This window comes from Ruegeria sp. YKSD163, assembly GCF_059612905.1.
On the sequence record NZ_JBXWRM010000016.1, the window covers coordinates 1 to 21,944 of the forward strand.

The window sequence follows — 21,944 nt, forward strand, 5'->3', positions numbered from 1 at the left end:
GAGATGCAGAAACTCGATCAGCAAATCCCGCCGCCGAGGACGATCCCCCAGCAAAGCACGAACATCCGCCAACGCCTCATCACTATAAACACGACCCTTCGGCAATCGACGCCCACGACCCTTCCCACTCTTCCATACGCCGGGTCCGTTGCCTGATGATTTGCTGTCCAATGGTGCCATGTCGCCCTCCGATCAGAGCCCGTCTCTCATCAGAATAAGATATCGTCAAATCGCATCTTTCGAACGCACGATAACGACGCCTTATCACCGCAATGAGGCAACCACCTGCCGCAGGGCCGTCACCGTCGGCAGTTCCGGATCACGGTCCAGCGTGGCCAGCGCAATGGGTTTGGACACTTCGGGTTCGACCAGCGGCAATACTTTTGTGCCGCGCAGATCGCCCAGCGCCCGGACCAGAACGCGCGGCACCACGGAGGCCGCCAACCCCTCGCGCGCCATTACCATGGCGGCGGTAAAGCCGCTGGTCTCGGCCACGATGCGCGGATGCAGCCCCTGTTCGGCGAATATCCGGTCGAGAATGCGCCGGTTCTGCATCTGCGGCTCCAGCAGGCAGAGCGGGAAATCGGCCACCCGCGCCCAGGGGATCGGCCCGGTCGCCTCGGTCAGATGCGCGGGCACCAGCAACACATAGGTCTCTTCGTAAAGCGGCTGCACATGGCGCAGATCGGTGCCGATACTGTCGCCATAGGTGATGCCCGCGTCAATCGTGCCCTCGTCCAGACCCTGCTGGATCGCGGTCGAGGACATCGAATCGATCCGTGCCACGATGCGCGGATGCGCCTGGTGCAACCGCCGCACCAGCCGCCCGGTAAAGGCCAGCGCGGTCGGGATCACCCCCAGGATCAGCGCGCCCGAGATCTCGCCCCGGACTGCGGCGACTTCCTGCTCCAGCGCCTTTGCATCGCCCAGGATGCGGCGGGCACGGCGCACGATCATCTCGCCCTCTTCGGTCAGGCCCTGAAACCGATTGGCACGGCGCACGATGGTGACACCCAACCGCTCTTCGAGATTGCGGATCCGCATCGAAAAGGCCGGTTGCGAGATACCGCAATCCTCGGCCGCCTTGGCAAAGTGTCGATGCCGCGCCAGGGCGCTGAGCAATTGCAGGTCGCGCAGTTCGATCAAGTCTCTGTTCCCAGTCCGCTCTGTGCGCCACAATAGAGCAGACGGCCCGTAACGACAGCCCGGTTCTCAACAAGCGGTTGACACGAATCGAAACCGGGAAATACCGTTAGCGTACAAATGAAAATCACCGGACGGACGAGACCACGCTCATGGCCTATCACGCCCCTGCCTCGTTGAAGAACGCGCTTGATCGTCTTGCCGAGGGGGACATGCGCGTTGTCGCCGGCGGCACCGATGTCTATCCGGCGCAGGGGGTTGCACCGTTTGGCGAGGATATCCTTGACCTGACGCGGATCACGGCCCTTCAGGGTATCAGCCGGGCGGCTGAGGGTTGGCGCATCGGCGCCACCACCACATGGACCCAGATCGCCCGGGCCGACCTGCCGCCCGCCTTTGACGGTTTGCGCGCGGCTGCGCGCGAGGTGGGCAGCATCCAGATCCAGAATGCGGGCACGGTTGCGGGCAACCTGTGCAACGCCTCGCCCGCCGCCGATGGGGTGCCGCCGCTGCTGACGCTTGAGGCGCGGGTCGAGTTGACCTCATCCACCGGCCAGAGGCTGCTGCCGCTGGCGGAGTTCCTGACCGGTGTCCGCCGCACCGCCCTGCAACCGGGAGAGCTGGTCAGTGCCCTTCTGCTGCCCAATCCACCCGCCCATGCGCGCGGCGCCTTCACCAAGCTGGGCGCGCGGCGCTATCTGGTGATTTCCATCGCCATGGTAGCGGTGGTGATCGGCTGCGATGCACGGGGGCGGATCGACCATGCCTGCGTTGCGGTGGGCGCCTGTTCGCCAGTGGCGCAGCGGTTGAGCGGGCTGGAACGCGACCTGATCGGCCAGCGACCTGATCAGGTGGCCGTCACCCAGGATCACCTCACCCCGCTCTCGCCCATCGACGATATTCGCGGCAGCGCCGGCTATCGGCTGGATGCGGTGGCCGAGCAGATCGCCCGCGCCATCCGTGCCGCAGGAGGACAGTGATGGATCGTCCCGTGACCGCTGTCACCGAGTTCATCCTGAACGGCGCATCCGCGCGCGCCACCCCGCAACCGGGCGAACGCCTGTCGCGGATGCTGCGCGAGCGTTGCGGCGCGCGCGAGGTCAAGGTGGGCTGCGACGCGGGCGATTGCGGCGCCTGTACCGTGCTGGTCGACGGCGCCCCGGTCTGCGCCTGCCTGACGGCCGCTCATCAGGTGGCAGGCCGCCGGGTGGACACGCTCAAGGGGCTGGCCACCGACCCGGTGGCAGAGCGCCTTTCCGACAGTTTCCTCGCCCATGGCGCGGCGCAATGCGGCATCTGCACGCCCGGCATGATGGTGGCCGCCACCGCGCTGTTGCGCGAAACACCGGAGCCGACCGAGGCGCAGGTTCAGGATGCACTGGGCGGCGTGCTTTGCCGCTGCACCGGCTATCGCAAGATCATTCAGGCGGTGATGCAGGCGGGCGCACCGCTGCCCGCCTCTGTCGAAGGCGACGGGCATTCCGGCGCTGCCATCCCCCGGCTCGACGGCGCGGGCAAGGTGGCGGGAACCGAAGCCTATGGCGACGATGTCGCCCCTGTCGGCACAATGGAGATCGTGCTGGTCGGCGCACCCTACCCCCGCGCGGGCTTCACGCTGGGCGATATCGACGGCTGGCGCAACGCCCACGCGGGCGTGGTGGCGGTGCTGACCGCCGCCGACGTACCGGGCCGCAACTGCTTTGGCGTGATGCCGGGGTTCGAGGATCAGCCGGTGTTTGCCGAGACCGAAACCCGGTTTCGCGGCGAACCCGTCGCCGCCATCGTCGCCCCGCCCGATGTGGCCGCGACGCTCGACCTCACCCGCTTCCCGGTCACCTGGACCCGGCTCGACGCAGTGGAAAACGTCACCGACGCCACCGCCCCCGGCGCACCGCTGCTGCACCCGGACCGCGCGGGCAATGTCATGGTCGCCGGCTTTGTCGCCTGCGGCGATGCCGAGGCGGCGCTGGCCGCAAGCGACGTGGTGGTCGAGGGGCGCTATGCCACCCCCTTTGTCGAACATGCCTATATCGAGCCCGAGGCGGGCTATGCCTATCTGGACGGTGACAAGGTCGTCGTGCATGCCTGCACCCAGGCCCCGGTGCTGGACCGCGACGGGTTGCAGATGGTGCTGGGCTTCGGCCCTGATCGCATCCGCATCATCCCCACCGGCGTCGGCGGCGGTTTCGGCGCCAAGCTCGACATGTCGGTGCAGCCCTATCTGGCGATAGCCGCGCTGAAGACGGGGCAGCCGGTACGGCTGGCCTATAGCCGGGTGCAGTCGATGCAGATGAGCACCAAGCGCCACCCCTCTGACCTGCACCTGCGCATCGGCGCCAGCGCCGACGGGCGGCTCAAGGGGTTCGCCCTGCAAAGCCGCTTCAACACTGGCGCCTATGCCAGCTGGGGACCGACCGTGGCCAACCGGGTGCCGGTGCATGGCTCGGGCCCCTATTTCATCCGCGATTACCGGGCCGAGGCGCAGGGCATCCACACCCATTGTCCGCCGTCGGGCGCGTTCCGCGGCTTTGGCGTGCCGCAGGCCGCCATCGCGCAGGAAACGCTGTTCGATGAGCTGGCCGAAAAACTGGGGCTGGACCCGCTGGAGTTCCGCCTGAAAAACGCGCTGACAACCGGACAGCCCACCGTCTGCGGCCAGGTGTTCACCCAGGGCGTCGGCATCCGCGCCTGTTTGCAGGCCCTGAAACCCGACTGGACCCGCGCGCGCGCCGCTGCCGAGGCGTTCAATGCCGAGAACACAATCCTGAAACGCGGCGTCGGCATTGCGGCGGGCTGGTATGGCTGCGGCAATACCTCGCTGCCCAACCCCTCGACGATCAAATGCGGTATCCGGGCCGATGGCACACTCGTGCTGCATCAGGGCGCGATGGATATCGGCCAGGGCGCCAATACCGTCATCACCCAGCTCTTTGCCACCGCGCTTGGCATCCCGACCCACCGGATCGAACTGATCGGCCCCGATACCGACCTGACGCCGGACGCCGGCAAGACCTCTGCCTCGCGCCAGACCTTTGTCACCGGCAATGCGGCAAGGCTGGCGGGGGCGGCGCTGCGCGCCGCGATCCTGACCCGTGTCAATGCCGGGCCCGAGGCCACGTTGACGCTCGGCCAGGGCCGGATCCAGATCACCGACAATGGCCGCACCCATGTGATCGACCTAACCGAACTCGCCCCGGACGCCGACGGCTATGTCCTCGGCGCCTCCGAGACCTACGACCCGCCCACCAAGCCGCTCGACAAGAACGGCCAGGGCGTGCCTTACGCCCAGTTCGGCTATGCCGCCCATCTGGCGGTGGTCGAGATCGACACACGGCTGGGCACAATCCGCCCGCTCCGCTTCACCGCCGCCCACGACGTGGGCCATGCCGTCAACCCCGCCCTGGTCGAAGGCCAGGTCGAGGGCGGCATCGCCCAGGGTCTCGGCATGGCGCTGATGGAGGAATATATCCCCGGCCGCACCGACAATCTGCACGACTACCTGATCCCAACCATCGGCGACGTGCCGCCAATCGAAACCCTGATCATCGAGGACCCGGACGAACACGGCCCCTATGGCGCCAAGGGCTTGGGCGAACACGCCCTGATCCCCACCGCCCCTGCACTCTTGAACGCGATCCGCCACGCCACCGGCGTTTCAATCCGTCAGACCCCCGTCACCCCCGCCCGCCTGCGCGCCGCGCTGAAGGAAGCCGGACATGACTGACCGTATCCGCCCCGAGAAAATACGTTGCGACGCCTGCCCCGTGCTCTGCTATATCGCCGATGGCAAATCCGGCGCCTGCGACCGCTATGCCAACCATGGCGGCGAACTTGTCCGCCTCGACGCGCTCACCGTGATCGAAAGCGGCTCGACCCGCGTCGTGCCCTTCCTCAAGGACGCGCAGACAGCAGACGACTGGGACGGCAACATCGTTCAGCAGAACCGCGCCTTTGTCACCGCCGTCGGCGCCGGCACCACCTATCCCGATTACAAGCCCGCCCCCTTTATCGTCAGCCAGGAGGTCGAGGGCGTCGACATGGTCACTGTGGTGACCGAGGGCATCTTCTCTTACTGCGGCGTCAAGGTGAAGATCGACACCGACCGCCATATCGGCCACGAACGCGACGTGGTGCGGGTCGATGGCGAACCCATCGGCCATGTGATGACCAGCGAATATGGCTCCAAGATGCTGTCGCTGGGCGGTGTCGAGCACCTGACCGGCGGCTCCAAGAAAGAGGGCCGCGTCACCTGTGACGCGCTCCTGCGCCTGTGCAATTGCGAAGCGGTCGAGATGGTGATCGGCGAGCCAGGCCATGAAACCACCCTGATCGTGCAGGCGGGCCGCGCCCCCATCATCAACGGGGTCGAGGAAAAGCTGATGCGTGTCGGCTGTGGTTCCGCCGCCATCGGCATGTTCGCGAAACAATGGCTGGGCCATGCCGATGACGTGGTGGTGGTCGACGACCACATCACTGGCGTGCTCAGCGAGCATCAGGCCGGCAAGATGCTCGACGTGCCGCCCACCGGCATCCGCATCAAGGGCCGCCGCTCGACGCCGGGCCGCTATTTCCAGGTGGCCGATCCCGGCACCGGCTGGGGCGGTACCGATGTCGAGGACCCGCTGGTCATCCTTGATAAATTCAAGCCCGACGTGGCCTGGCCTGGCCTGCGGCTGATGATGGTCTCGACCACGGGCGAGCAATTCGCCTATTACGAGCTGGACGCCGATCTGGTGCCGCAACCGGTTCCGATCCCCGAGAAACTGCGCGCCTCGGCGGAACTGATCGCGGAAAACTGCGAACCCTCGGTCTGTTCGGTCCTGTTCATGGGCGGCGCGGGCGGCTCCTTGCGCGCGGGCGTGACCGAGAACCCGGTGCGGCTCACCAAATCGGTGAAATCCTCGCTCACCCATGTCTCCTGCGGCGGGGCGGCGGCCTATGTCTGGCCCGGTGGCGGCATCACCGTGATGGTTGACGTGACCGAGATGCCCTCGAACTCGTTCGGTTATGTGCCCACGCCCGCGCTGGTTGCGCCGATGGAATTCACCATGAGGGTCAGCGATTACGGCACGCTCGGCGGCCATGTCAGCGAAATCAAACCGGTGGCACAGGTGGTTTCGGAACGCGACCGCAAACTGGGCAAGCGCGACACCCAGCCGGACCCCAACGCACGCGAAAATTACCGTTGGTCGCGAGGGGAGAACGAATGACCGGAGCTGTCGCCGCCCTTCTGCCCGACGGCAAGCGGCTGCATTTGCAGCACGGCCCCATTGACCTGATCTTGGGGGCCGAGGGCGGGCCGGGCGCGCGCGAGGCGGCGTTTGCCACCGCGACTGCGCGGTTTGAAACGGTGCTGGAGGAACTGGTCAGTGAACTGCCGCTCCTGAAAACCGAGCTCACCCCCGACGTGCCCCTGCCGCTTGGCCCGGTAGCACTGCGCATGGATACCGCCTGCCGCTCGCTGATGGCTTTGCGCCTTACCCGAATGGCCGCCGTTGCCGGTGCCGTGGCCGACGAGGTACTGGCAGCGATGCTCTCCTCCACGCCGCTGACACGCGCCTATGTGAACAACGGCGGCGATATCGCCCTGCACCTGACAGGCGACGCCCGATTTACCCTCGCCATGGCCACGCACGACGGGCACGACCTGGGCCGGCTCTCGGTCGGCGCCAGCGACGGGGTCGGCGGCATCGCCACCTCGGGTCTGGGCGGTCGCAGCCTCAGCCTCGGCATCGCCGAGAGCGTCACGGTGCTGGCGCCCAGCGCTGCCGGTGCCGATGCGGCCGCGACGTTGATCGCCAACGCGACCGACCTGCCCGGCCACCCCGCAATCCGCCGCGCGCCTGCCAACTCGGTGAAGGACGACAGCGATCTGGGACAGCGCCCCGTTGTCACCCATTGCGGTGCCCTTGCCCGCAACGAGGTCTTGCATGCCCTTGAAAACGGGCAGAAACTGGCAAGTGAATTGATCGCCGCCGGACACATTCGTGCCGCCCATCTGTCCTTGCGCGGACAGGCCCGCCATGCCGGCGCCATCCCCGTGACCGCCCCTGAAAGGAGCCTTGCCCTTGCCTGACCTGATCCTCAGAAAAACCGTTTCGGCACTGGAAGAGATCTGGCACGAGGGTGGTCCGGTGGCCACCACCCCGCTGCGCCGCGCCTCGGTCATGAGTATCCTCAAGAACCCTTTTGCCGGGCGCTACGAGCCCGAGATCCAGGGGTTCATGGAGGATCTCAAACCTCTGGGCCTGAGCATGGCGCAACAGCTTCTGGACATGCTCGGTGGACCGGACCGGATCGAGGGCTATGGCAAGGGCGCCCTGATCGGCGAGGCGGGAGAGCTGGAACATGGCGCGCTCTGGCATGCGCCGGGGGGCTATGCGATGCGGCAGCTCTTGGGCACCGCCAATGCCATCGTCCCCTCGTCGAAAAAGGTGGGTGGTGTCGGCGCCCGGCTGGACGTGCCAATCACCCATATCAACGCCTCTTACGTGCGCAGCCATTTCGACAGTATGGAGGTTGGCTGTAACGATGCGCCCCGCGCCGACGAGATGGCGCTGGTGCTGGTGATGAGCACCGGCCAGCGCGTGCACTCCCGCGCGGGCGGGCTGGAGGCCTGGCAGATCAAGGGAGAGGACGGGCTGAGATGACCAAGATCCGCAAGATCGCTGTATTCATTGAGGAAACCCGGATCGAGGCGGGCCGCGAGATATCCCCGCCCACCCGCAAGGCGGTGGCCGTGGCGGTGATCGAGAACCCGTTTGCGGGCCGGTATGTTGATGACCTGACCGAGCTGATGGACACCGGTGCCGAGCTTGGCGCTCTATTGGGCGAGCGCTGTGTTCAGGCGCTGGGGATCCGGCCCGAGCAGGCCGAAAGCTATGGCAAGTCCGCGATGGTGGGCGAGAATGGCGAGCTGGAACATGCCGCCGCCATCCTGCATCCGAAACTGGGCGCGCCCCTGCGCAAGGCGGTAGAGAAAGGCGCGGCACTGGTGCCATCGTCCAAGAAGATGGGCAGCCCGGGACAGGTGCTTGATGTGCCGCTGGGCCACAAGGACGCGGCCTATGTCCGCAGCCATTTCGACGGGATCGAGGTGCGGCTGAACGATGCGCCGCGCGCGAACGAGATCATGGTGGCGGTTGCCGTTACCGACAGCGGCCGCCCGTTGCCGCGTGTCGGCGGGCTGACCCATGACGCGGCCGAAGGCAAGGACGGCCTGAGATGAGCCTCGCGGCCTGCCCCACGGGCGGGCCGCCCAGACAGAGGCCGGGGCAACCGGCCCGTTTGAGACCAACAGATCAACCGGAGGGAAATGACATGACACTGATCAGACGTACCGTTCTGGGCGCTCTGGCCGCATTGCCGCTGGCGGCACTGACGCCTCAGATCGCCCGCGCGGCCGATACCATCGTGCTGGGCGAGGTGAACAGCTATACCCGCCTGCCCGCCTTTACCGAGCCCTACAAGAAGGGCTGGGAACTGGCCATCGAACAGATCAACGCCGCCGGCGGCGTGCTGGGCAAGGACCTGGCCGTGGTCAGCCGCGACGACACCGGCGACCCGGCCACCGCCATCCGCATCGCCGAAGAGCTGATCGCCAAGGAAGGCGCGGTGATGATCTTTGGCACCTTCCTGTCCAATATCGGGCTGGCGGTCGCGGATTTCGCCAACCAGAAACAGGTGTTCTTCCTGGCCTCGGAACCGCTCTCCGATGCGCTGGTCTGGTCCAAGGGCAACAAATACACCTATCGCCTGCGTCCCTCGACCCATATGCAGGCCGCGATGCTGGCCGAACAGGCGGCCAAGCTGGATGCGGTGAAATGGGCCACCGTGGCGCCCAACTATGCCTATGGTCAGGACGCGGTCGCGGCCTTCAAGGCGGAACTGACGCGCCTGCGCCCCGACGTGCAGTTTGTCGAGGAGCAGTGGCCGCCGGTTTTCAAGATCGACGCCGGCCCCACCGTGCGCGCGCTTGAGGCATCGAAGCCCGACGCGATCTATAACGTCACCTTTGGCGGCGATCTGGCCAAGTTCGTGCGTGAAGGCTCGCTGCGCTACCTGTTCGACGACCGACCCGTGGTGTCGCTGCTGACCGGTGAACCGGAGTATCTGGAGCCGCTTCAGGGCGAGACGCCGAATGGCTGGATCGTGACCGGCTATCCCTCGACCGACATCGACACGCCCGAGCACAAGGCCTTTGCCGAGGCCTATATGGCCAAGTTCGGCGAGGCGCCCAAGACCGGCTCGATCGTGGGTTATAACTCGGTTCTGTCGATTGCCGCCGCGATCACCAAGGCAGGCTCGACCGAGACCGACGCTATGCTGGCCGCCATGGAAGGTCTGGAAGTGAGCAGCAGCCCGACCGGCCCGTTCATGTTCCGCGCCGCCGACCACCAGTCGACCATGGGCGCCTATGTGGGCAAGACCGCGTTGGTCGATGGCCAGCCCAAGATGGTGGATTGGACCTATGCCGATGGCGCGGCCTATCTGCCGTCGGAGGAAGAGGCCGCCAAGCTGCGCCCGGCGGAGTAACGCCCTGAAACCCGAGGGGCCGCGCGCCCCTCGGGACCCTGACCTGACCAGAGGAAGACCGGCCTGATGGGCTTTTATCTCGCACAATTGCTGACGGGACTGGCGAACGCGTCCTCGCTGTTCCTGATCGCGTCGGGCTTGTCGATCATCTTCGGCGTGACCCGGATCGTGAATTTCGCCCATGGCTCGTTCTACATGCTGGGGGCCTATCTGGCCTATACGCTGGTGACCACGTTACAGGGCGGCATACCGGGTTACTGGTTCAGCGTGCTGGCGGCAGCGGTGCTGGTGGGCGGCATCGGGCTGGTGGTGGAACTGACCATCCTGCGCCGCATCTACCGGGCGCCGGAACTGTTCCAGCTGGTCGCCACATTTGGTGTGGTTTTGATCGTGCAGGACCTGACGCTGGCGATCTGGGGGGCCGAGGACCTGTTGGGGCCACGCGCGCCCGGTCTGGACCGTGCCGTGCGCCTGATGGGCGAACCGATCCCCGAATACGATCTGGCGCTGATCGCCATCGGCCCCGCCGTGCTCGCCGCGATCTGGCTGGTGTTCCATCGCACCCGCTGGGGCGTGCTGGTGCGCGCGGCAACCCAAGACCGCGAGATGGTGGGCGCCCTCGGCGTCAATCAGGCCTGGCTGTTCTCGGCGGCCTTCGTGCTGGGCTCGGCCCTGGCCGGGCTGGGTGGCGCATTGCAAATCCCGCGCGAGGCGGTGTCGCTGCAAATGGATCTGTCGATCATCGGCGAGGCCTTTGTTGTAGTCGTGATCGGCGGCATGGGCAGCGTCACGGGGGCCTTTGTTGCCGCCGTGCTGATCTCGGTCCTCAATGCATTCGCCATCCTGATCTTTCCGCAGATTTCCATCGTGCTGCCCTTTGTCGTGATGGCAGCGGTGCTGATCGTACGGCCCTATGGGCTGTTCGGCCGCCCCGGCAGCGAGCATGGCGGCGCGGAAGAGCCGGAACAGCCCCTGCGCCTCTTGGACCAGAGATCGACCATGGTGCTGCTGGCGCTGGTGGCGATGCTCGCCTTCAGCCCGGCGGTGGTGTCCGATTTCACCACGATCCTGCTGGTCGATGTGATGGTGGCAACGCTCTTTGCGGTGTCGCTGCATTTCATGATGGGCGTGGGCGGCATGGTCAGTTTCGGGCATGCGGCCTATTTCGGGGTCGGAGCATATGCTGCCGCGATGGCGGTCAAGATGCTGGGCTGGGGCATGTTGCCCGCCATGGCGCTGGGGCCGGTGGCGGCGGCACTGGCGGCGCTCTTCTTTGGCTGGTTCTGCGTGCGCCTGTCGGGCGTCTATCTGGCCATGCTGACCATGGCGGCGGCACAGATCCTGTGGGGCGTCACCTTTCAGTGGCAGGATTTCACCGGCGGCGATGACGGTATTCTGGGCGTCTGGCCCGCCGAATGGGCGAAATCCGACCGGGTCTATTTCTACCTGGCTCTGGTCCTCTGCCTAGGTGGAATCTGGCTGCTGAGACGGGTGGCGCATTCGCCCTTTGGCTATACCCTGCGCGGGGTGCGCGACAGCCGCATCCGGGCCGAGGCGATCGGCATCGACACAAGGTTCCATCAATGGATGGGCTTTACGCTGGCCGGAACGCTGGCGGGGCTGGCGGGCGTCGTGTTCGTATTCTCAAAGGGATCGGTGTTCCCCGACGCGCTCAGCATCGGGCACAGTATCGACGGGCTGATCATGGTGCTGTTGGGCGGCATTCATGCACTGGCGGGACCTGTCTATGGCGCCATGGCGATGGTGCTGATCGAGGATTGGGTCAGCCGGCTCGACTATTGGCGCTTCATCTTTGGCGGCATCATCCTGACGGTGGTCCTCCTGGCGCCTGACGGGATCGCGGGCGGGGTCCGGCGGCTGATCCAGCTGGTGCGGAGGGATGCGGCATGACCCCGGTTCTTGAGGTACGCGGCCTTTCCAAGGCCTTTGGCGGGGTACAGGCGGTCGACAATGTCAGCTTTGAGTTGAGACAGGGTGAGTTCCTTGCCCTGATCGGCCCCAATGGTGCGGGCAAGACCACCTGTTTCAACATGCTCAACGGCTATCTGCCGCCCAGCGCGGGTTCGGTCAAACTGAACGGGCGCGAGCTGATCGGCACGCCGCCGCGCCGGATCTGGCGGCTGGGGGTCGGACGCACCTTTCAGATTACCGCGACCTTCCTGTCGATGACGGTGCGGGAGAATGTGCAGATGGCGCTGATCTCGCATCACCGCCGGGTCTATGACCTGTTTTCGCGGGCGACGCGGATGTATCTGGACGAGGCGATGGGGCTGCTCGATCTGGTGTCGATGCGCGAACAAGCGGACCGGCCCTGCTCGGAACTGGCCTATGGCGACCTGAAGCGGCTGGAACTGGCGATCGCGCTGGCGCATGAGCCGGCGCTCTTGCTGATGGACGAACCCACTGCAGGCATGGCCCCGTCAGAACGCGTGGCGCTGATGGCGCTGACGGCGGATATCGTGGCGCGCGGGCATGTCTCGGTCGTGTTCACCGAACATGACATGGACGTGGTCTTTGCCCATGCCCACCGCATTCTGGTGCTCAATCGCGGCCGGTTGATCGCCGAAGGCACAGGGGCCGAGATCCGCGCCAACCCGCTGGTGCAAGAGGTCTATCTGGGCGGTGGCCGCCTTTTCGAGAAGGAGCGCGGCAATGCTTGAGATCGACAGCCTCACCGCCCGCTATGGGCGCGCGCAAATCCTGAACGGCGTATCGCTGACACTGGGCCGTAACGAGGTGGTGGCGCTGTTGGGCCGCAATGGCGCGGGCAAGTCCACCACGATGAAATCGGTGATGGGGCTGGTGCGCCAGACCGGCGGCGGCATCCGCCTTGACGGTGCGAACATCCTGGGCCGGGCGTCGCATCTGATCTGCCGCGCCGGGATCGGTTATGTCCCCGAAGACCGGCGCATCTTTGGCGAGTTGACGGTCGAGGAAAACCTCGAAGTGGGCCGCCGCCCGACCCGCGAGGGCGCACCGCACTGGTCAACCGACCACCTGTTCCAACTGTTTCCCAACCTCGCCGAGCGCCGCCAGAACCTGGGCAAGCAACTGTCGGGGGGCGAGCAGCAGATGCTGAGCATTGCCCGCACCCTGATGGGCAACCCTTCGCTGGTGCTGCTGGACGAACCCAGCGAAGGTATCGCCCCGGTAATCGTCGAGCAGATGGCCAATGTCATCTCGGAACTCAAACGCGAGGGGCTGTCGGTGCTGCTGTCCGAACAAAACCTGCATTTCGCGCGCGAGGTGTCCGACCGGGCCTATATCATCGAAAAGGGCACGATGCGCTACGAGGGGGATTTTGCCGATCTCGACGCCCGCCCCGAGGTCTCGGCACAGTATCTGGCGGTCTGACGGTTGTGACCTGCCTGCCCTTGCGGTAAGGCGGGTCATTGCAAAATCCGGTGCACAGGGTGATGGACGACACGGCGCAACACGGGGCAGAGCCCTATCGGCTGGACGATCAGGTGGGCTATCTGTTGCGGCTGGCCAGCCAGCGCCATGCCGCGATCTTTCAGTCGCAGACCATTGAGGGGCTGACCGCGACCCAGTTCGCCGCGCTGGTGCGGCTGTCCGAACATGGCAAGTGCTCGCAAAACCAGCTGGGCCGTCTGGCCGCGATGGATGTGGCCACGATCAAGGGCGTGGTCGACCGGCTGCGGCAAAAGGGGTTGATGCTTGCCGAACCCGATCCGGGCGACAAGCGGCGGATGCTGATTTCGCTCTCGCCGCAGGGCGCGGCGCTGGTGGCCCGGATGAAGGACGCGGGCGCGCGTATCACCGCCGACACGCTCGCCCCGCTATCCCCCGCCGAACAGCGCAGCTTTCTCAAACTGCTGGCCAAGCTGTCATGATCTGACCGGCCTTTTCGGCGAGGCCTTGTCCAGCACCAGTTCGGAACGCGAAAACTGGATCGGCGTGCGCAGGCCGGGCACGCCCTCGGGGTCGATCCGCATGGCGCGATGGGCGATCTGCGGGTCGGCCAGCGCCTCGGCCACCGAATTGATCGGCCCGCCCGGCACACCGCCCTGTTCCAGCGCCGCAAGCAGGTCGGCCTTGGTCCATTTCAGGCAGGCCGCCGTCAACAGCTCGGTCATCTCGGCCCGGTGCGCCACCCGGTCGGGATTGGTGGCAAAGCGTGGGTCATTGATCAGCTCGGCCACCCCAAGGATGGTGCAGAGCGTGCCATATTGCCGGTCATTGCCGCAGGCGATGATGATATGGCCATCGGCCACCGGAAACACCTGATAGGGCACGATATTGGGATGCGCATTGCCCAGCCGCGTCGGGCATTGCCCCGAGGCGAGGAAATTCATCGCCTGATTGGCCAGCACCCCGGTCATGCAGTCGAGCAGGCTGAGATCCACATGCTGACCCATCCCGGACCGCTCACGTTCCGCCAATGCCGCCTGAATGCCGATGACGCCGTAAAGCCCGGTAAAGATATCGGCAAAGGCCACGCCGATCTTTTGCGGCTCGCCCGCCGGATCGCCGGTCAGGTCCATGATGCCGCTCATCCCCTGGATCAGGAAGTCATAGCCCGCCCGATGAGCATAGGGGCCGTCCTGTCCAAACCCGGTGACCGAGCAATAGACCAGGCGCGGATTGACCTCTTTGACGCTGTCATAGTCGAGGCCGAATTTCTTCAGCCCGCCGACCTTGAAATTCTCGATCAGCACATCCGCCTCGCGGATCAGGTCCAGCAGCCTGGCGCGATCTCCCGCATCCCCGAAATCCAGCGCGATCGAGGTCTTGCCCCGGTTGGCACCATGGAAATAGGCGGCCGAGCGGTCGCCCTCGCGCTCGATGAAGGGGGGGCCCCATTTGCGGGTGTCGTCGCCCTCGGGGCTTTCGACCTTGAGCACCTCGGCGCCCAGATCGGCCAGGGTCTGGCCGATCCATGGCCCCGCCAGAATGCGGGCCAGTTCGACCACTTTCAGCCCATGCAACGGTGCGCTCATCTGCCTGCCCTTTCCCTGCCGGTGACGTCAGGGCAGGTTCTGCCCTAGCTGACGATCCGGGGCAAGCGGGTTGCGGGTGGGGTGTTGCGGCTGCGCTCGCTGCGCACCACCCCGTCGATCACGGTCATGCCGACACCGGGAAGGTTGCCCAGCTGCACCGATTCCAGAATGGTCTTGCCCGGCGCGTGCTGAGCCTGGTCCATCAGCACAAAGTCGGCGGCATAGCCACGCTCCAACAAGCCGGTATCCAGCTCGCGCTGGCGGGCGGTGTTGCCATTGGCAAAGCAGAAGGCGATCTCGGCCGGGACATTGCCCAGCGCCGACAGCATCGCCACCATGCGCAGGATGCCCAGCGGCTGCACGCCCGAACCCGCCGGCCCATCAGTGCCCAGAATGATCCGGTCCATCTGCTTCAACTCGCGCGCGGTGTTCAGCGTCAAGAGCGCCGCGCGCTCGTTGCCATTGTGCACGATCTCAAGCCCGGCGGTGCAGCTTTCGCAAAGGCACATGATCTGGTCATCGGGCAGCGCCGAATGGCCGCCATTGATATGGCCGATCACATCCGTCCCGGTCTCCAGCACCATGTCGGCGTCAATAAGGCCCGATCCGGGGATCGAGGGGCCGCCGGTATGGATGGTGGACTGGATGCCGTATTTGCGCGCCCAGTCGACCATCTGGCGGGCGGTCTTGCCGTCCTTGACGGTGCCCAGACCGACCTCGCCCAGCAGCTTGACCCCGGCATCGGCCAGTTCCTTGAAATCCTGCTCGACCATGCCGTGTTCGATCACCGGGGCACCGGCCATCACCTTGACACCCGAGGGGCGGAAATTCTCGTACCAGCGCTGCGCCGCAATCGCCATTGCCTTGAGGCCGACGATATCCTTGGGGCGGCCCGGCATATGCACCTCGCCCGCCGAGATCAGCGTGGTCACGCCACCATGCAACGTGCTGTCGATCCAGTGCAGCTGTTGCTGGCGCGGAGTATAGTCCCCCACCACCGGATGCACGTGGCTATCGATCAGGCCCGGTGCCAGCGTCACTCCATTCGCGTCGATCAGCGTGTCGGCGCCCTCGGTGTCCAGATCACCCTCGTATCCCCAATCCGAGATCCGCCCGTCGATGGCAATGACGCAATCGCCGTCATAGATCGGCTCTTCCATCTTGCCCGACAGCAAAAGGCCGATATTGGTGATGACAAGCTTGCCCGACATGGCACCCTCCGCGAAACGAGAAACTCGTTAGCACGCTAACATAGGCGGGGATTCGGTCAAGCGCCGGCTGCCCGGCCCATCGGGTCAGGTGTTGAAGAGGAAGTGCAGCACGTCGCCGTCCTTGACGACATAGCTCTTGCCCTCGGCCCGCATCTTGCCCGCTTCCTTGGCGCCCTGCTCGCCGTTGCAGGCGATATAGTCGTCATAGGCGATGGTTTCGGCGCGGATGAAGCCCTTTTCGAAATCGCCATGGATCACGCCCGCCGCCTGCGGCGCAGCAGTGCCCTGACGGATGGTCCAGGCGCGTGCCTCTTTCGGGCCGACGGTGAAATAGGTTTCCAGATGCAACAGCGCATAGCCCGCCTTGATCAGACGGTCGAGCCCGGCCTCCTCCAGCCCCATCTCTTCGAGGAACATGGCGGCTTCGTCATCTTCAAGCTGGCTGATCTCTTCCTCGATCTGGGCCGAGATGATCACGTGGCTGTTGCCCTGCGCGGCGGCCATTTCTGCGACGCGGGCGGAATGGGCATTGCCCTCGGCAGCCTCTGCCTCGCCGACGTTGCAGACATAAAGCACCGGCTTGGTGGTCAACAGTTGCAGCATCTTCCACGCCTTGGCGTCCTCGTCGCTGACCTCGACCACGCGGGCAGGCTTGCCATCTTCCAGCGCGGCCTGCGCTGCGGCCAGCAGACGATCTTGCTGTTGCGCTTCCTTGTCATTGCCCTTGAGCTTGCGCACAAGGTTAGCGCGGCGTTTCTCGATGCTTTCCAGATCGGCGAGCATCAGCTCGGTTTCGATGGTCTCGGCATCGGCCACCGGGTCGACGCGGCCCTCGACATGGGTCACGTCGCCATCCTCGAAACAGCGCAGCACATGGGCGATAGCGTCGACCTCTCGGATATTGGCCAGGAACTGGTTGCCTAGCCCCTCACCCTTGGAGGCGCCCTTCACCAGCCCGGCGATATCGACAAAGGTCATGCGGGTCGGGATGATCTGTTTCGACTTGGCAATCGCGGCCAGCTTGTCCAGCCGGGCATCGGGCACGCCCACCTCGCCCACATTGGGCTCGATGGTGCAGAAAGGGAAATTCGCCGCCTGCGCCGCCGCGGTGCGGGTCAATGCGTTGAACAGGGTCGACTTGCCCACGTTCGGCAGACCCACGATACCCATTTTGAAACCCATGACCGTCTCCTGATGCCATCTGACGGGGCCTTCTAGGCGGGTCGGCGCAAATGCGCAAGCCGCGCGCGCATCGGCATGTTTCATCCCTTCACGACTGCGCAAGCCCCGCGTGAGGCGACTTGATGGGTTACCGATCGGTACACATTTCTCCTGCCGAACACCGTCACAAGAAATGGCAGCGATATGAAACAGTTCCTTCTCTCCGCGATCCTGGCCTTTGGGCTTGCCGGCACAACGCAGGCGCAATCCCTTATCCTCGGAGCGGGATACGCAGATTTCCAGCACGAGCAGTCTCAAGATCAGGGGGTTCTGTCACTGGAATACCAGCACACGCCGTTCTGGGAGCGGGGTCGCCTCAGCGCCCGGTTGGCTGCGGCGGCGACGCTGCATGCCAATGGCGATTTCCACCTGGGCGCGGGCGTTGCCGGAGAATATGCCCTGGACAGGAATTGGTTCATCGAGGCCAGCGTGCTGCCCGGCGTCTATTTCGAGGGTGAGGACAGCAACACGCTGGGCAGCCGGTTCGAAGTACGCAGCCTGTTTGGCGTCGGCTACCGCTTTGACAATGGCGATGCGCTGTCGCTGGCGATCACACATAAATCGAATGCCTCGATTTCCGAGTTCAACCCGGGCGTCAACTCGGTTCTGCTGCGGTTCCACCGCTCTTTCTGAGCTGCGCGTCGGGTGTGGGATTGATTTTCGGCACAGTTTTCTGCACATCAGGCCGATAGCAGAACGCAAGGACGCCCGATGACCCGTATCGACGCCAAATTCGCCGAGTTGAAAGCCCAAGGCAAAAAGGCCTTTGTCTCATATGTGATGGCGGGGGATCCGGATTTCGACACCTCGCTGGAACTGGTCAAGGGCCTGCCCGGCGCGGGGGTGGATGTTATCGAACTGGGTCTTCCCTTTACCGACCCGATGGCGGATGGCCCGACCATCCAGCTGGCAGGCCAGCGTGCACTTGATGGCGGCATGACACTTCAGCGGACGTTGGATCTGGCGACCGAGTTCCGCAAGACCGACAACAGCACCCCCATCGTGCTGATGGGTTATTACAACCCGATCTACAATCGCGGCGTCGACCGGTTTCTGGCCGATGCCAAGGCCGCCGGAATCGACGGGCTGATCGTGGTCGATCTGCCGCCCGAGGAAGACGCCGAACTGTGCCTGCCCGCACAAGCGGCCGGTTTGAACTTCATCCGGCTCGCTACGCCGACGACCGATGACAAGCGCCTGCCGCGCGTGCTGCAAAACACGTCGGGCTTTGTCTATTACGTCTCGATCACCGGGATCACCGGCGCGGCCGAGGCGCAGGCGACGGATGTCGGCCCGGAAGTGGCGCGGATCAAGGCGGCAACCGACCTGCCGATTATCGTAGGCTTCGGGATCAACACGCCCGAGAAATCACGCGCCATCGCCAGTGTCGCCGATGGCGCCGTTGTCGGCTCGGCCATCGTGGCACAGATCGGCGCGGGCAAACCGGTGGCCGAGGTTCTGGCCTTTGTCAAAACGCTGGCGGACGGCGCGCACAGCGCCTGACCGTCAGGGCCGGCGCCTCAGGATGTTGATGCCCGAGTATTCGGCAACCTTTTGGCCGTCCTGATTGTAGATCTCGCTCAACACCGTGATCCGGCCCCGGTCGGGTCGCGAACGCGATGCGGTGCTCTCGGTGACCGTTGCCACCACCCGCAGCATGTCGCCGGGGCGCACGGGCACCACCCACTTTACATCTGTCATACTTGGAGAACCCATCGAGGCCTCTGCCCAGAGGCCCGAGGCATACCAACGCTCGAACGCGGTGACGAGCGTGTGCCAGCCACTGGCGATGATACCCCCGAACGGGCTGTCCTTGGCGGCCTCGGGGTCGATATGGAACGGTTGTGGATCCCACTTGCGCGCGAAATCCATGATCTCGTCACCCGTCATTTCCCAAGGGTCGGACTCGTAGCGGAACCCGACCGGAAAATCTTCCCAGTATTTCGTCATACCCTCTGCCCTTGCTGAAGCGCCCGGTGCACAGTGTCGCGGCCAGACCGAGTTGCCAAGCGGTAAAAATATTGGTAAACAAATTTAACCAATTTTGAGGGGCAGGATATGGCCGTAATCACCAATATCGAAGATCTCAAGCGTATCTATGAACGTCGCGTGCCGCGCATGTTCTACGATTATGCCGAGAGCGGCAGCTGGACAGAGCAGACCTTTCGCGAGAACAGCTCCGATTTCGACCTGATCCGGTTGCGCCAACGGGTGGCAGTCGACATGTCCGGCCGTTCGACCGCCAGCCAGATGGTCGGGCAGGACGTGGCGATGCCGGTGGCGCTGGCGCCCGTGGGACTGACCGGTATGCAGAACGCCGATGGCGAGATCAAGGCCGCCCGCGCCGCCAACGAATTCGGAGTGCCCTTCACGCTGTCGACGATGTCGATCAACTCGATCGAAGAGGTGGCCGAGGCCACGGGCCGCCCGTTCTGGTTCCAGCTCTACACCATGCGCGACACCGACTATACCAGCCGCCTGATCCAGCGGGCCAAGGCCGCCAAGTGTTCGGCGCTGGTGATCACGCTCGACCTGCAAATCCTGGGCCAGCGGCACAAGGATCTGAAGAACGGCCTGTCTGCCCCGCCCAAACTGACGCCCAAAACCATCGCCAACATGATGACCAAATGGGCCTGGGGGATCGAGATGCTGGGCGCCAAGCGGCGCAATTTCGGCAATATCGTTGGCCATGTTCACGGCGTATCGGACACCGCCAATCTGGGCGCCTGGACCGCCGAGCAGTTCGACCCGACGCTTGACTGGGGCAAGGTCGCCAAACTGATGGAGCAATGGGACGGCAAAGTGATCCTGAAAGGGATCCTGGACGCCGAAGACGCTAGAATGGCCGCCAAACTGGGCGCCGATGCCATCGTGGTCTCGAACCATGGCGGTCGGCAGCTTGACGGCGCTCTGAGTTCGATCCGGGTTCTGCCCGAGATCATGGACGCGGTAGGCGGCGATATCGAGGTGCATCTGGACAGCGGCATCCGCTCGGGGCAGGACGTGCTCAAGGCGCTGGCGCTGGGCGCCAGGGGCACCATGATCGGGCGCGCCTTTGTCTATGGTCTGGGTGCCATGGGACAGGCCGGGGTGTCCAAGGCACTGGAGGTGATCCACCGCGAGCTTGACGTTACCATGGCGCTGTGCGGCGAGAAGAATGTCGCCAATCTGGGCCGCCACAACCTGCTGGTGCCCGAGGATTTTGGCGGTCGTTGGGCCTGATCCGATAATCAGGGGGAAATCGGGCAGATCCCCCTTTCCTTTGCAGCCGATCCGCTGTAATAGCGCGGCTTCACGCGGGGCTACAGCCTTGGAGGAGCCCCGCCCTAACATTGGAGATACCAACATGGCTGGAGAGATTCCTGATCTCGTAGCTCTGGAACGGACGGGGACAGGCAAGGGCGCCGCTCGTCAGGCACGTCGCGACGGCATGGTTCCGGGCATTGTATTTGGTGGCGACAACGACCCGCTGCCGATCCAGATCCCGTTCAACCGTCTGCTCAAGATGCTGAAGGCGGGCCGGTTCAAATCGACCCTTTTCAACCTCAAGGTCGAAGGCCACGAGGATGTCCGCGTGATCTGCCGCGACGTGCAGCGTGACGTAGTCAAGGACCTGCCGACCCACCTGGACCTGATGCGCCTGCGTCGCACCAGCCGGATCAAGCTGTTCATCCACGTGGACTTCGTGAACCATGCGGCGGCACCGGGCCTCAAGAAAGGCGGCGTGCTGACCGTGGTTCGCCCCGAAGTCGAACTGGAAGTCACCGCTGGCGACATCCCCGAAAGCATCACCGTTGATCTGTCGGGCCTGAACATCGGCGACGTTGTGACCATTTCCAGCGTCAACCTGCCCGCAGGTGCCAAGCCGACTGTCGACCGCGACTTCGTGATCGCCAACATCTCGGCCCCGTCGGGTCTGGCATCCTCGTCTGACGACGAAGAAGCCGAAGAGGTCGAAGGCGAAGCCGAAGAATAATCTTCGCGACCGTCAACCCATCAGAAGGCGGGGCCGCGTTTGGGCCCCGCCTTTTTTTGTAGTCAGGCCCAGAGGGCCGTCTGGCCTTTTGCAGCCGCAAGCGGCAAGAAGGACCGGCAACTGGCAAAGCAAGAGGCCCGACATGCGATTGTTCGTCGGACTGGGAAACCCCGGCGCGAAATACGCCCGCAACCGGCATAACATCGGCTTTATGGCGCTGGACCGGATTGCCGAGGATCACGGCTTTGGCCCGTGGCGCGCCAAGTTCCAGGGCCAGATCGCAGAGGGACGGCTGGGCAGTGAGAAGGTACTGCTGCTCAAGCCCGAGACCTTCATGAACCGCTCTGGCCAATCGGTGGGCGAGGCGATGCGGTTCTACAAGCTTGACAGCACCGATATCACCGTCCTGCATGACGAACTGGACCTTGCCCCGGGCAAGGTCAAGGTCAAGGCGGGCGGCGGACACGCGGGCCATAACGGCCTGCGCTCGATCCACGACCATATCGGCGCCGCCTATGACCGGGTGCGGCTGGGCATCGGGCATCCCGGCCGCAAAGAGGCGGTCGCGGGCTATGTGTTGCACGATTTCGCCCGCGCAGACGAGGACTGGTTGGACAATGTGCTGCGTGGTGTTTCGGACGGTGCGCCGCATCTGGCCGCGGGCGACGGCGCCCGGTTCATGAACGCGGTCGCTCTGCGCACCGCGCCTCCGCGCTCGTCTACCGGGACAGCGCGCCCGCCATCTGTGCCGCCCGAAAAGGCAGCCTCTGCCCCGGACCCTGCGCCCCAGCCCGATGACCGCAGCGCCCTGCAAAAACTGGTCGACCGGTTCAAATAACCCGCTGCCGCCACGTAGCGGTTGCGCCGCGCGCGCCG

Annotated in this window: 21 protein-coding genes and 1 pseudogene; 16 read left to right on the forward strand and 6 right to left on the reverse strand. The window is 64.9% G+C overall.

Annotated features, from left to right (window positions below):
- Positions 1-180 (reverse strand): annotated as a pseudogene (locus AC2FNA_RS18425) (NADH-quinone oxidoreductase subunit F); the annotation flags it as partial.
- Between the two features lie 84 nt (positions 181-264).
- Positions 265-1,146, reverse strand: a complete 882-nt coding sequence (locus AC2FNA_RS18430; RefSeq protein WP_496829009.1) for a LysR family transcriptional regulator — start codon at positions 1,144-1,146, stop codon at positions 265-267.
- 149 nt (positions 1,147-1,295) lie between these two features.
- Here AC2FNA_RS18430 and AC2FNA_RS18435 point away from each other — a divergent pair, with 149 nt between their 5' ends.
- The 11 genes from AC2FNA_RS18435 to AC2FNA_RS18485 all read left to right on the forward strand — a co-directional run bounded on the left by AC2FNA_RS18435 (position 1,296) and on the right by AC2FNA_RS18485 (position 13,553).
- Complete coding sequence (locus AC2FNA_RS18435; RefSeq protein WP_496829011.1) at positions 1,296-2,123, forward strand: FAD binding domain-containing protein; 828 nt, start codon at positions 1,296-1,298, stop codon at positions 2,121-2,123.
- Positions 2,123-4,867 (forward strand): molybdopterin-dependent oxidoreductase, encoded by a 2,745-nt coding sequence (locus AC2FNA_RS18440; RefSeq protein ID WP_496829013.1) that lies wholly within the window; start codon positions 2,123-2,125, stop codon positions 4,865-4,867. Before AC2FNA_RS18435 ends, AC2FNA_RS18440 begins: the two co-directional genes overlap by 1 nt.
- On the forward strand, positions 4,860-6,353 hold the full coding sequence (locus tag AC2FNA_RS18445) for a 6-hydroxynicotinate reductase (RefSeq protein WP_496829015.1): 1,494 nt from the start codon (positions 4,860-4,862) through the stop codon (positions 6,351-6,353). Before AC2FNA_RS18440 ends, AC2FNA_RS18445 begins: the two co-directional genes overlap by 8 nt.
- Positions 6,350-7,219 carry a UPF0280 family protein gene (locus AC2FNA_RS18450; protein WP_496829017.1) on the forward strand — a complete coding sequence of 290 codons (870 nt, stop codon included), beginning with the start codon at positions 6,350-6,352 and terminating at the stop codon, positions 7,217-7,219. The genes AC2FNA_RS18445 and AC2FNA_RS18450 overlap by 4 nt, the downstream gene beginning before the upstream one ends.
- Positions 7,212-7,793 (forward strand): amino acid synthesis family protein, encoded by a 582-nt coding sequence (locus tag AC2FNA_RS18455; protein ID WP_496829019.1) that lies wholly within the window; start codon positions 7,212-7,214, stop codon positions 7,791-7,793. Before AC2FNA_RS18450 ends, AC2FNA_RS18455 begins: the two co-directional genes overlap by 8 nt.
- Positions 7,790-8,371: an amino acid synthesis family protein gene (locus tag AC2FNA_RS18460; RefSeq protein ID WP_496829021.1), complete on the forward strand. Its 582-nt coding sequence runs from the start codon at positions 7,790-7,792 to the stop codon at positions 8,369-8,371. Before AC2FNA_RS18455 ends, AC2FNA_RS18460 begins: the two co-directional genes overlap by 4 nt.
- Positions 8,372-8,463: 92 nt before the next feature.
- Positions 8,464-9,678: an ABC transporter substrate-binding protein gene (locus tag AC2FNA_RS18465; RefSeq protein ID WP_496829023.1), complete on the forward strand. Its 1,215-nt coding sequence runs from the start codon at positions 8,464-8,466 to the stop codon at positions 9,676-9,678.
- Between the two features lie 66 nt (positions 9,679-9,744).
- Positions 9,745-11,589: an ABC transporter permease gene (locus AC2FNA_RS18470; RefSeq protein ID WP_496829025.1), complete on the forward strand. Its 1,845-nt coding sequence runs from the start codon at positions 9,745-9,747 to the stop codon at positions 11,587-11,589.
- Positions 11,586-12,359: an ABC transporter ATP-binding protein gene (locus AC2FNA_RS18475; RefSeq protein ID WP_496829027.1), complete on the forward strand. Its 774-nt coding sequence runs from the start codon at positions 11,586-11,588 to the stop codon at positions 12,357-12,359. Before AC2FNA_RS18470 ends, AC2FNA_RS18475 begins: the two co-directional genes overlap by 4 nt.
- Entirely contained in the window at positions 12,352-13,053 is a 702-nt protein-coding gene (locus tag AC2FNA_RS18480; protein ID WP_496829029.1) for an ABC transporter ATP-binding protein, read from the forward strand. Before AC2FNA_RS18475 ends, AC2FNA_RS18480 begins: the two co-directional genes overlap by 8 nt.
- 62 nt (positions 13,054-13,115) lie before the next feature.
- Positions 13,116-13,553 (forward strand): MarR family winged helix-turn-helix transcriptional regulator, encoded by a 438-nt coding sequence (locus AC2FNA_RS18485; protein ID WP_496829031.1) that lies wholly within the window; start codon positions 13,116-13,118, stop codon positions 13,551-13,553.
- Here AC2FNA_RS18485 and AC2FNA_RS18490 read toward each other — a convergent pair.
- From AC2FNA_RS18490 to ychF, 3 genes are all read right to left on the reverse strand, one after another.
- Positions 13,548-14,660, reverse strand: a complete 1,113-nt coding sequence (locus tag AC2FNA_RS18490; protein WP_496829033.1) for a CaiB/BaiF CoA transferase family protein — start codon at positions 14,658-14,660, stop codon at positions 13,548-13,550. The two genes, AC2FNA_RS18485 and AC2FNA_RS18490, sit on opposite strands and share 6 nt — an antisense overlap.
- A gap of 44 nt (positions 14,661-14,704) precedes the next feature.
- Entirely contained in the window at positions 14,705-15,871 is a 1,167-nt protein-coding gene (locus AC2FNA_RS18495; protein WP_164128988.1) for an amidohydrolase family protein, read from the reverse strand.
- 84 nt (positions 15,872-15,955) lie between these two features.
- A complete protein-coding gene (gene ychF / locus AC2FNA_RS18500) occupies positions 15,956-17,053 on the reverse strand; it encodes a redox-regulated ATPase YchF (RefSeq protein ID WP_496829036.1) in 1,098 nt (365 codons plus the stop codon).
- A 183-nt stretch (positions 17,054-17,236) separates the two neighbouring features.
- On the opposite strand from ychF, the gene AC2FNA_RS18505 reads away from it, so the two are divergent.
- Together AC2FNA_RS18505 and trpA are read left to right on the forward strand one after the other, a co-directional pair.
- On the forward strand, positions 17,237-17,725 hold the full coding sequence (locus tag AC2FNA_RS18505) for an acyloxyacyl hydrolase (protein WP_234140028.1): 489 nt from the start codon (positions 17,237-17,239) through the stop codon (positions 17,723-17,725).
- A gap of 78 nt (positions 17,726-17,803) precedes the next feature.
- Complete coding sequence (trpA, locus tag AC2FNA_RS18510; protein WP_496829038.1) at positions 17,804-18,595, forward strand: tryptophan synthase subunit alpha; 792 nt, start codon at positions 17,804-17,806, stop codon at positions 18,593-18,595.
- Between the two features lie 3 nt (positions 18,596-18,598).
- Here trpA and AC2FNA_RS18515 read toward each other — a convergent pair whose 3' ends face one another.
- Positions 18,599-19,042 (reverse strand): MaoC family dehydratase, encoded by a 444-nt coding sequence (locus AC2FNA_RS18515; RefSeq protein ID WP_496829040.1) that lies wholly within the window; start codon positions 19,040-19,042, stop codon positions 18,599-18,601.
- A 108-nt stretch (positions 19,043-19,150) separates the two neighbouring features.
- On the opposite strand from AC2FNA_RS18515, the gene AC2FNA_RS18520 reads away from it, so the two are divergent.
- From AC2FNA_RS18520 to pth, 3 genes are all read left to right on the forward strand, one after another.
- Positions 19,151-20,314 (forward strand): alpha-hydroxy acid oxidase, encoded by a 1,164-nt coding sequence (locus AC2FNA_RS18520; protein ID WP_496829042.1) that lies wholly within the window; start codon positions 19,151-19,153, stop codon positions 20,312-20,314.
- 124 nt (positions 20,315-20,438) lie between these two features.
- On the forward strand, positions 20,439-21,068 hold the full coding sequence (locus tag AC2FNA_RS18525; protein WP_496829044.1) for a 50S ribosomal protein L25/general stress protein Ctc: 630 nt from the start codon (positions 20,439-20,441) through the stop codon (positions 21,066-21,068).
- Positions 21,069-21,210: 142 nt separating this feature from the next.
- Positions 21,211-21,906: an aminoacyl-tRNA hydrolase gene (gene pth / locus AC2FNA_RS18530; protein ID WP_496829046.1), complete on the forward strand. Its 696-nt coding sequence runs from the start codon at positions 21,211-21,213 to the stop codon at positions 21,904-21,906.
- The last annotated feature ends 38 nt before the right edge of the window (positions 21,907-21,944 follow it).

What these genes read in the sequence shown, in the direction of transcription:
- AC2FNA_RS18435 (WP_496829011.1), top strand. Translation starts at nt 1,296, where the DNA reads ATGGCCTATCACGCCCCTGCCTCGTTGAAGAACGCGCTTGATCGTCTT.
- AC2FNA_RS18440 (WP_496829013.1), top strand. Translation starts at nt 2,123, where the DNA reads ATGGATCGTCCCGTGACCGCTGTCACCGAGTTCATCCTGAACGGCGCA.
- AC2FNA_RS18445 (WP_496829015.1), top strand. Translation starts at nt 4,860, where the DNA reads ATGACTGACCGTATCCGCCCCGAGAAAATACGTTGCGACGCCTGCCCC.
- AC2FNA_RS18450 (WP_496829017.1), top strand. Translation starts at nt 6,350, where the DNA reads ATGACCGGAGCTGTCGCCGCCCTTCTGCCCGACGGCAAGCGGCTGCAT.
- AC2FNA_RS18460 (WP_496829021.1), top strand. Translation starts at nt 7,790, where the DNA reads ATGACCAAGATCCGCAAGATCGCTGTATTCATTGAGGAAACCCGGATC.
- AC2FNA_RS18465 (WP_496829023.1), top strand. Translation starts at nt 8,464, where the DNA reads ATGACACTGATCAGACGTACCGTTCTGGGCGCTCTGGCCGCATTGCCG.
- AC2FNA_RS18470 (WP_496829025.1), top strand. Translation starts at nt 9,745, where the DNA reads ATGGGCTTTTATCTCGCACAATTGCTGACGGGACTGGCGAACGCGTCC.
- AC2FNA_RS18475 (WP_496829027.1), top strand. Translation starts at nt 11,586, where the DNA reads ATGACCCCGGTTCTTGAGGTACGCGGCCTTTCCAAGGCCTTTGGCGGG.
- AC2FNA_RS18480 (WP_496829029.1), top strand. Translation starts at nt 12,352, where the DNA reads ATGCTTGAGATCGACAGCCTCACCGCCCGCTATGGGCGCGCGCAAATC.
- AC2FNA_RS18485 (WP_496829031.1), top strand. Translation starts at nt 13,116, where the DNA reads ATGGACGACACGGCGCAACACGGGGCAGAGCCCTATCGGCTGGACGAT.
- AC2FNA_RS18490 (WP_496829033.1), bottom strand. Translation starts at nt 14,660, where the DNA reads ATGAGCGCACCGTTGCATGGGCTGAAAGTGGTCGAACTGGCCCGCATT.
- AC2FNA_RS18495 (WP_164128988.1), bottom strand. Translation starts at nt 15,871, where the DNA reads ATGTCGGGCAAGCTTGTCATCACCAATATCGGCCTTTTGCTGTCGGGC.
- ychF (WP_496829036.1), bottom strand. Translation starts at nt 17,053, where the DNA reads ATGGGTTTCAAAATGGGTATCGTGGGTCTGCCGAACGTGGGCAAGTCG.
- AC2FNA_RS18505 (WP_234140028.1), top strand. Translation starts at nt 17,237, where the DNA reads ATGAAACAGTTCCTTCTCTCCGCGATCCTGGCCTTTGGGCTTGCCGGC.
- trpA (WP_496829038.1), top strand. Translation starts at nt 17,804, where the DNA reads ATGACCCGTATCGACGCCAAATTCGCCGAGTTGAAAGCCCAAGGCAAA.
- AC2FNA_RS18515 (WP_496829040.1), bottom strand. Translation starts at nt 19,042, where the DNA reads ATGACGAAATACTGGGAAGATTTTCCGGTCGGGTTCCGCTACGAGTCC.
- AC2FNA_RS18520 (WP_496829042.1), top strand. Translation starts at nt 19,151, where the DNA reads ATGGCCGTAATCACCAATATCGAAGATCTCAAGCGTATCTATGAACGT.
- AC2FNA_RS18525 (WP_496829044.1), top strand. Translation starts at nt 20,439, where the DNA reads ATGGCTGGAGAGATTCCTGATCTCGTAGCTCTGGAACGGACGGGGACA.
- pth (WP_496829046.1), top strand. Translation starts at nt 21,211, where the DNA reads ATGCGATTGTTCGTCGGACTGGGAAACCCCGGCGCGAAATACGCCCGC.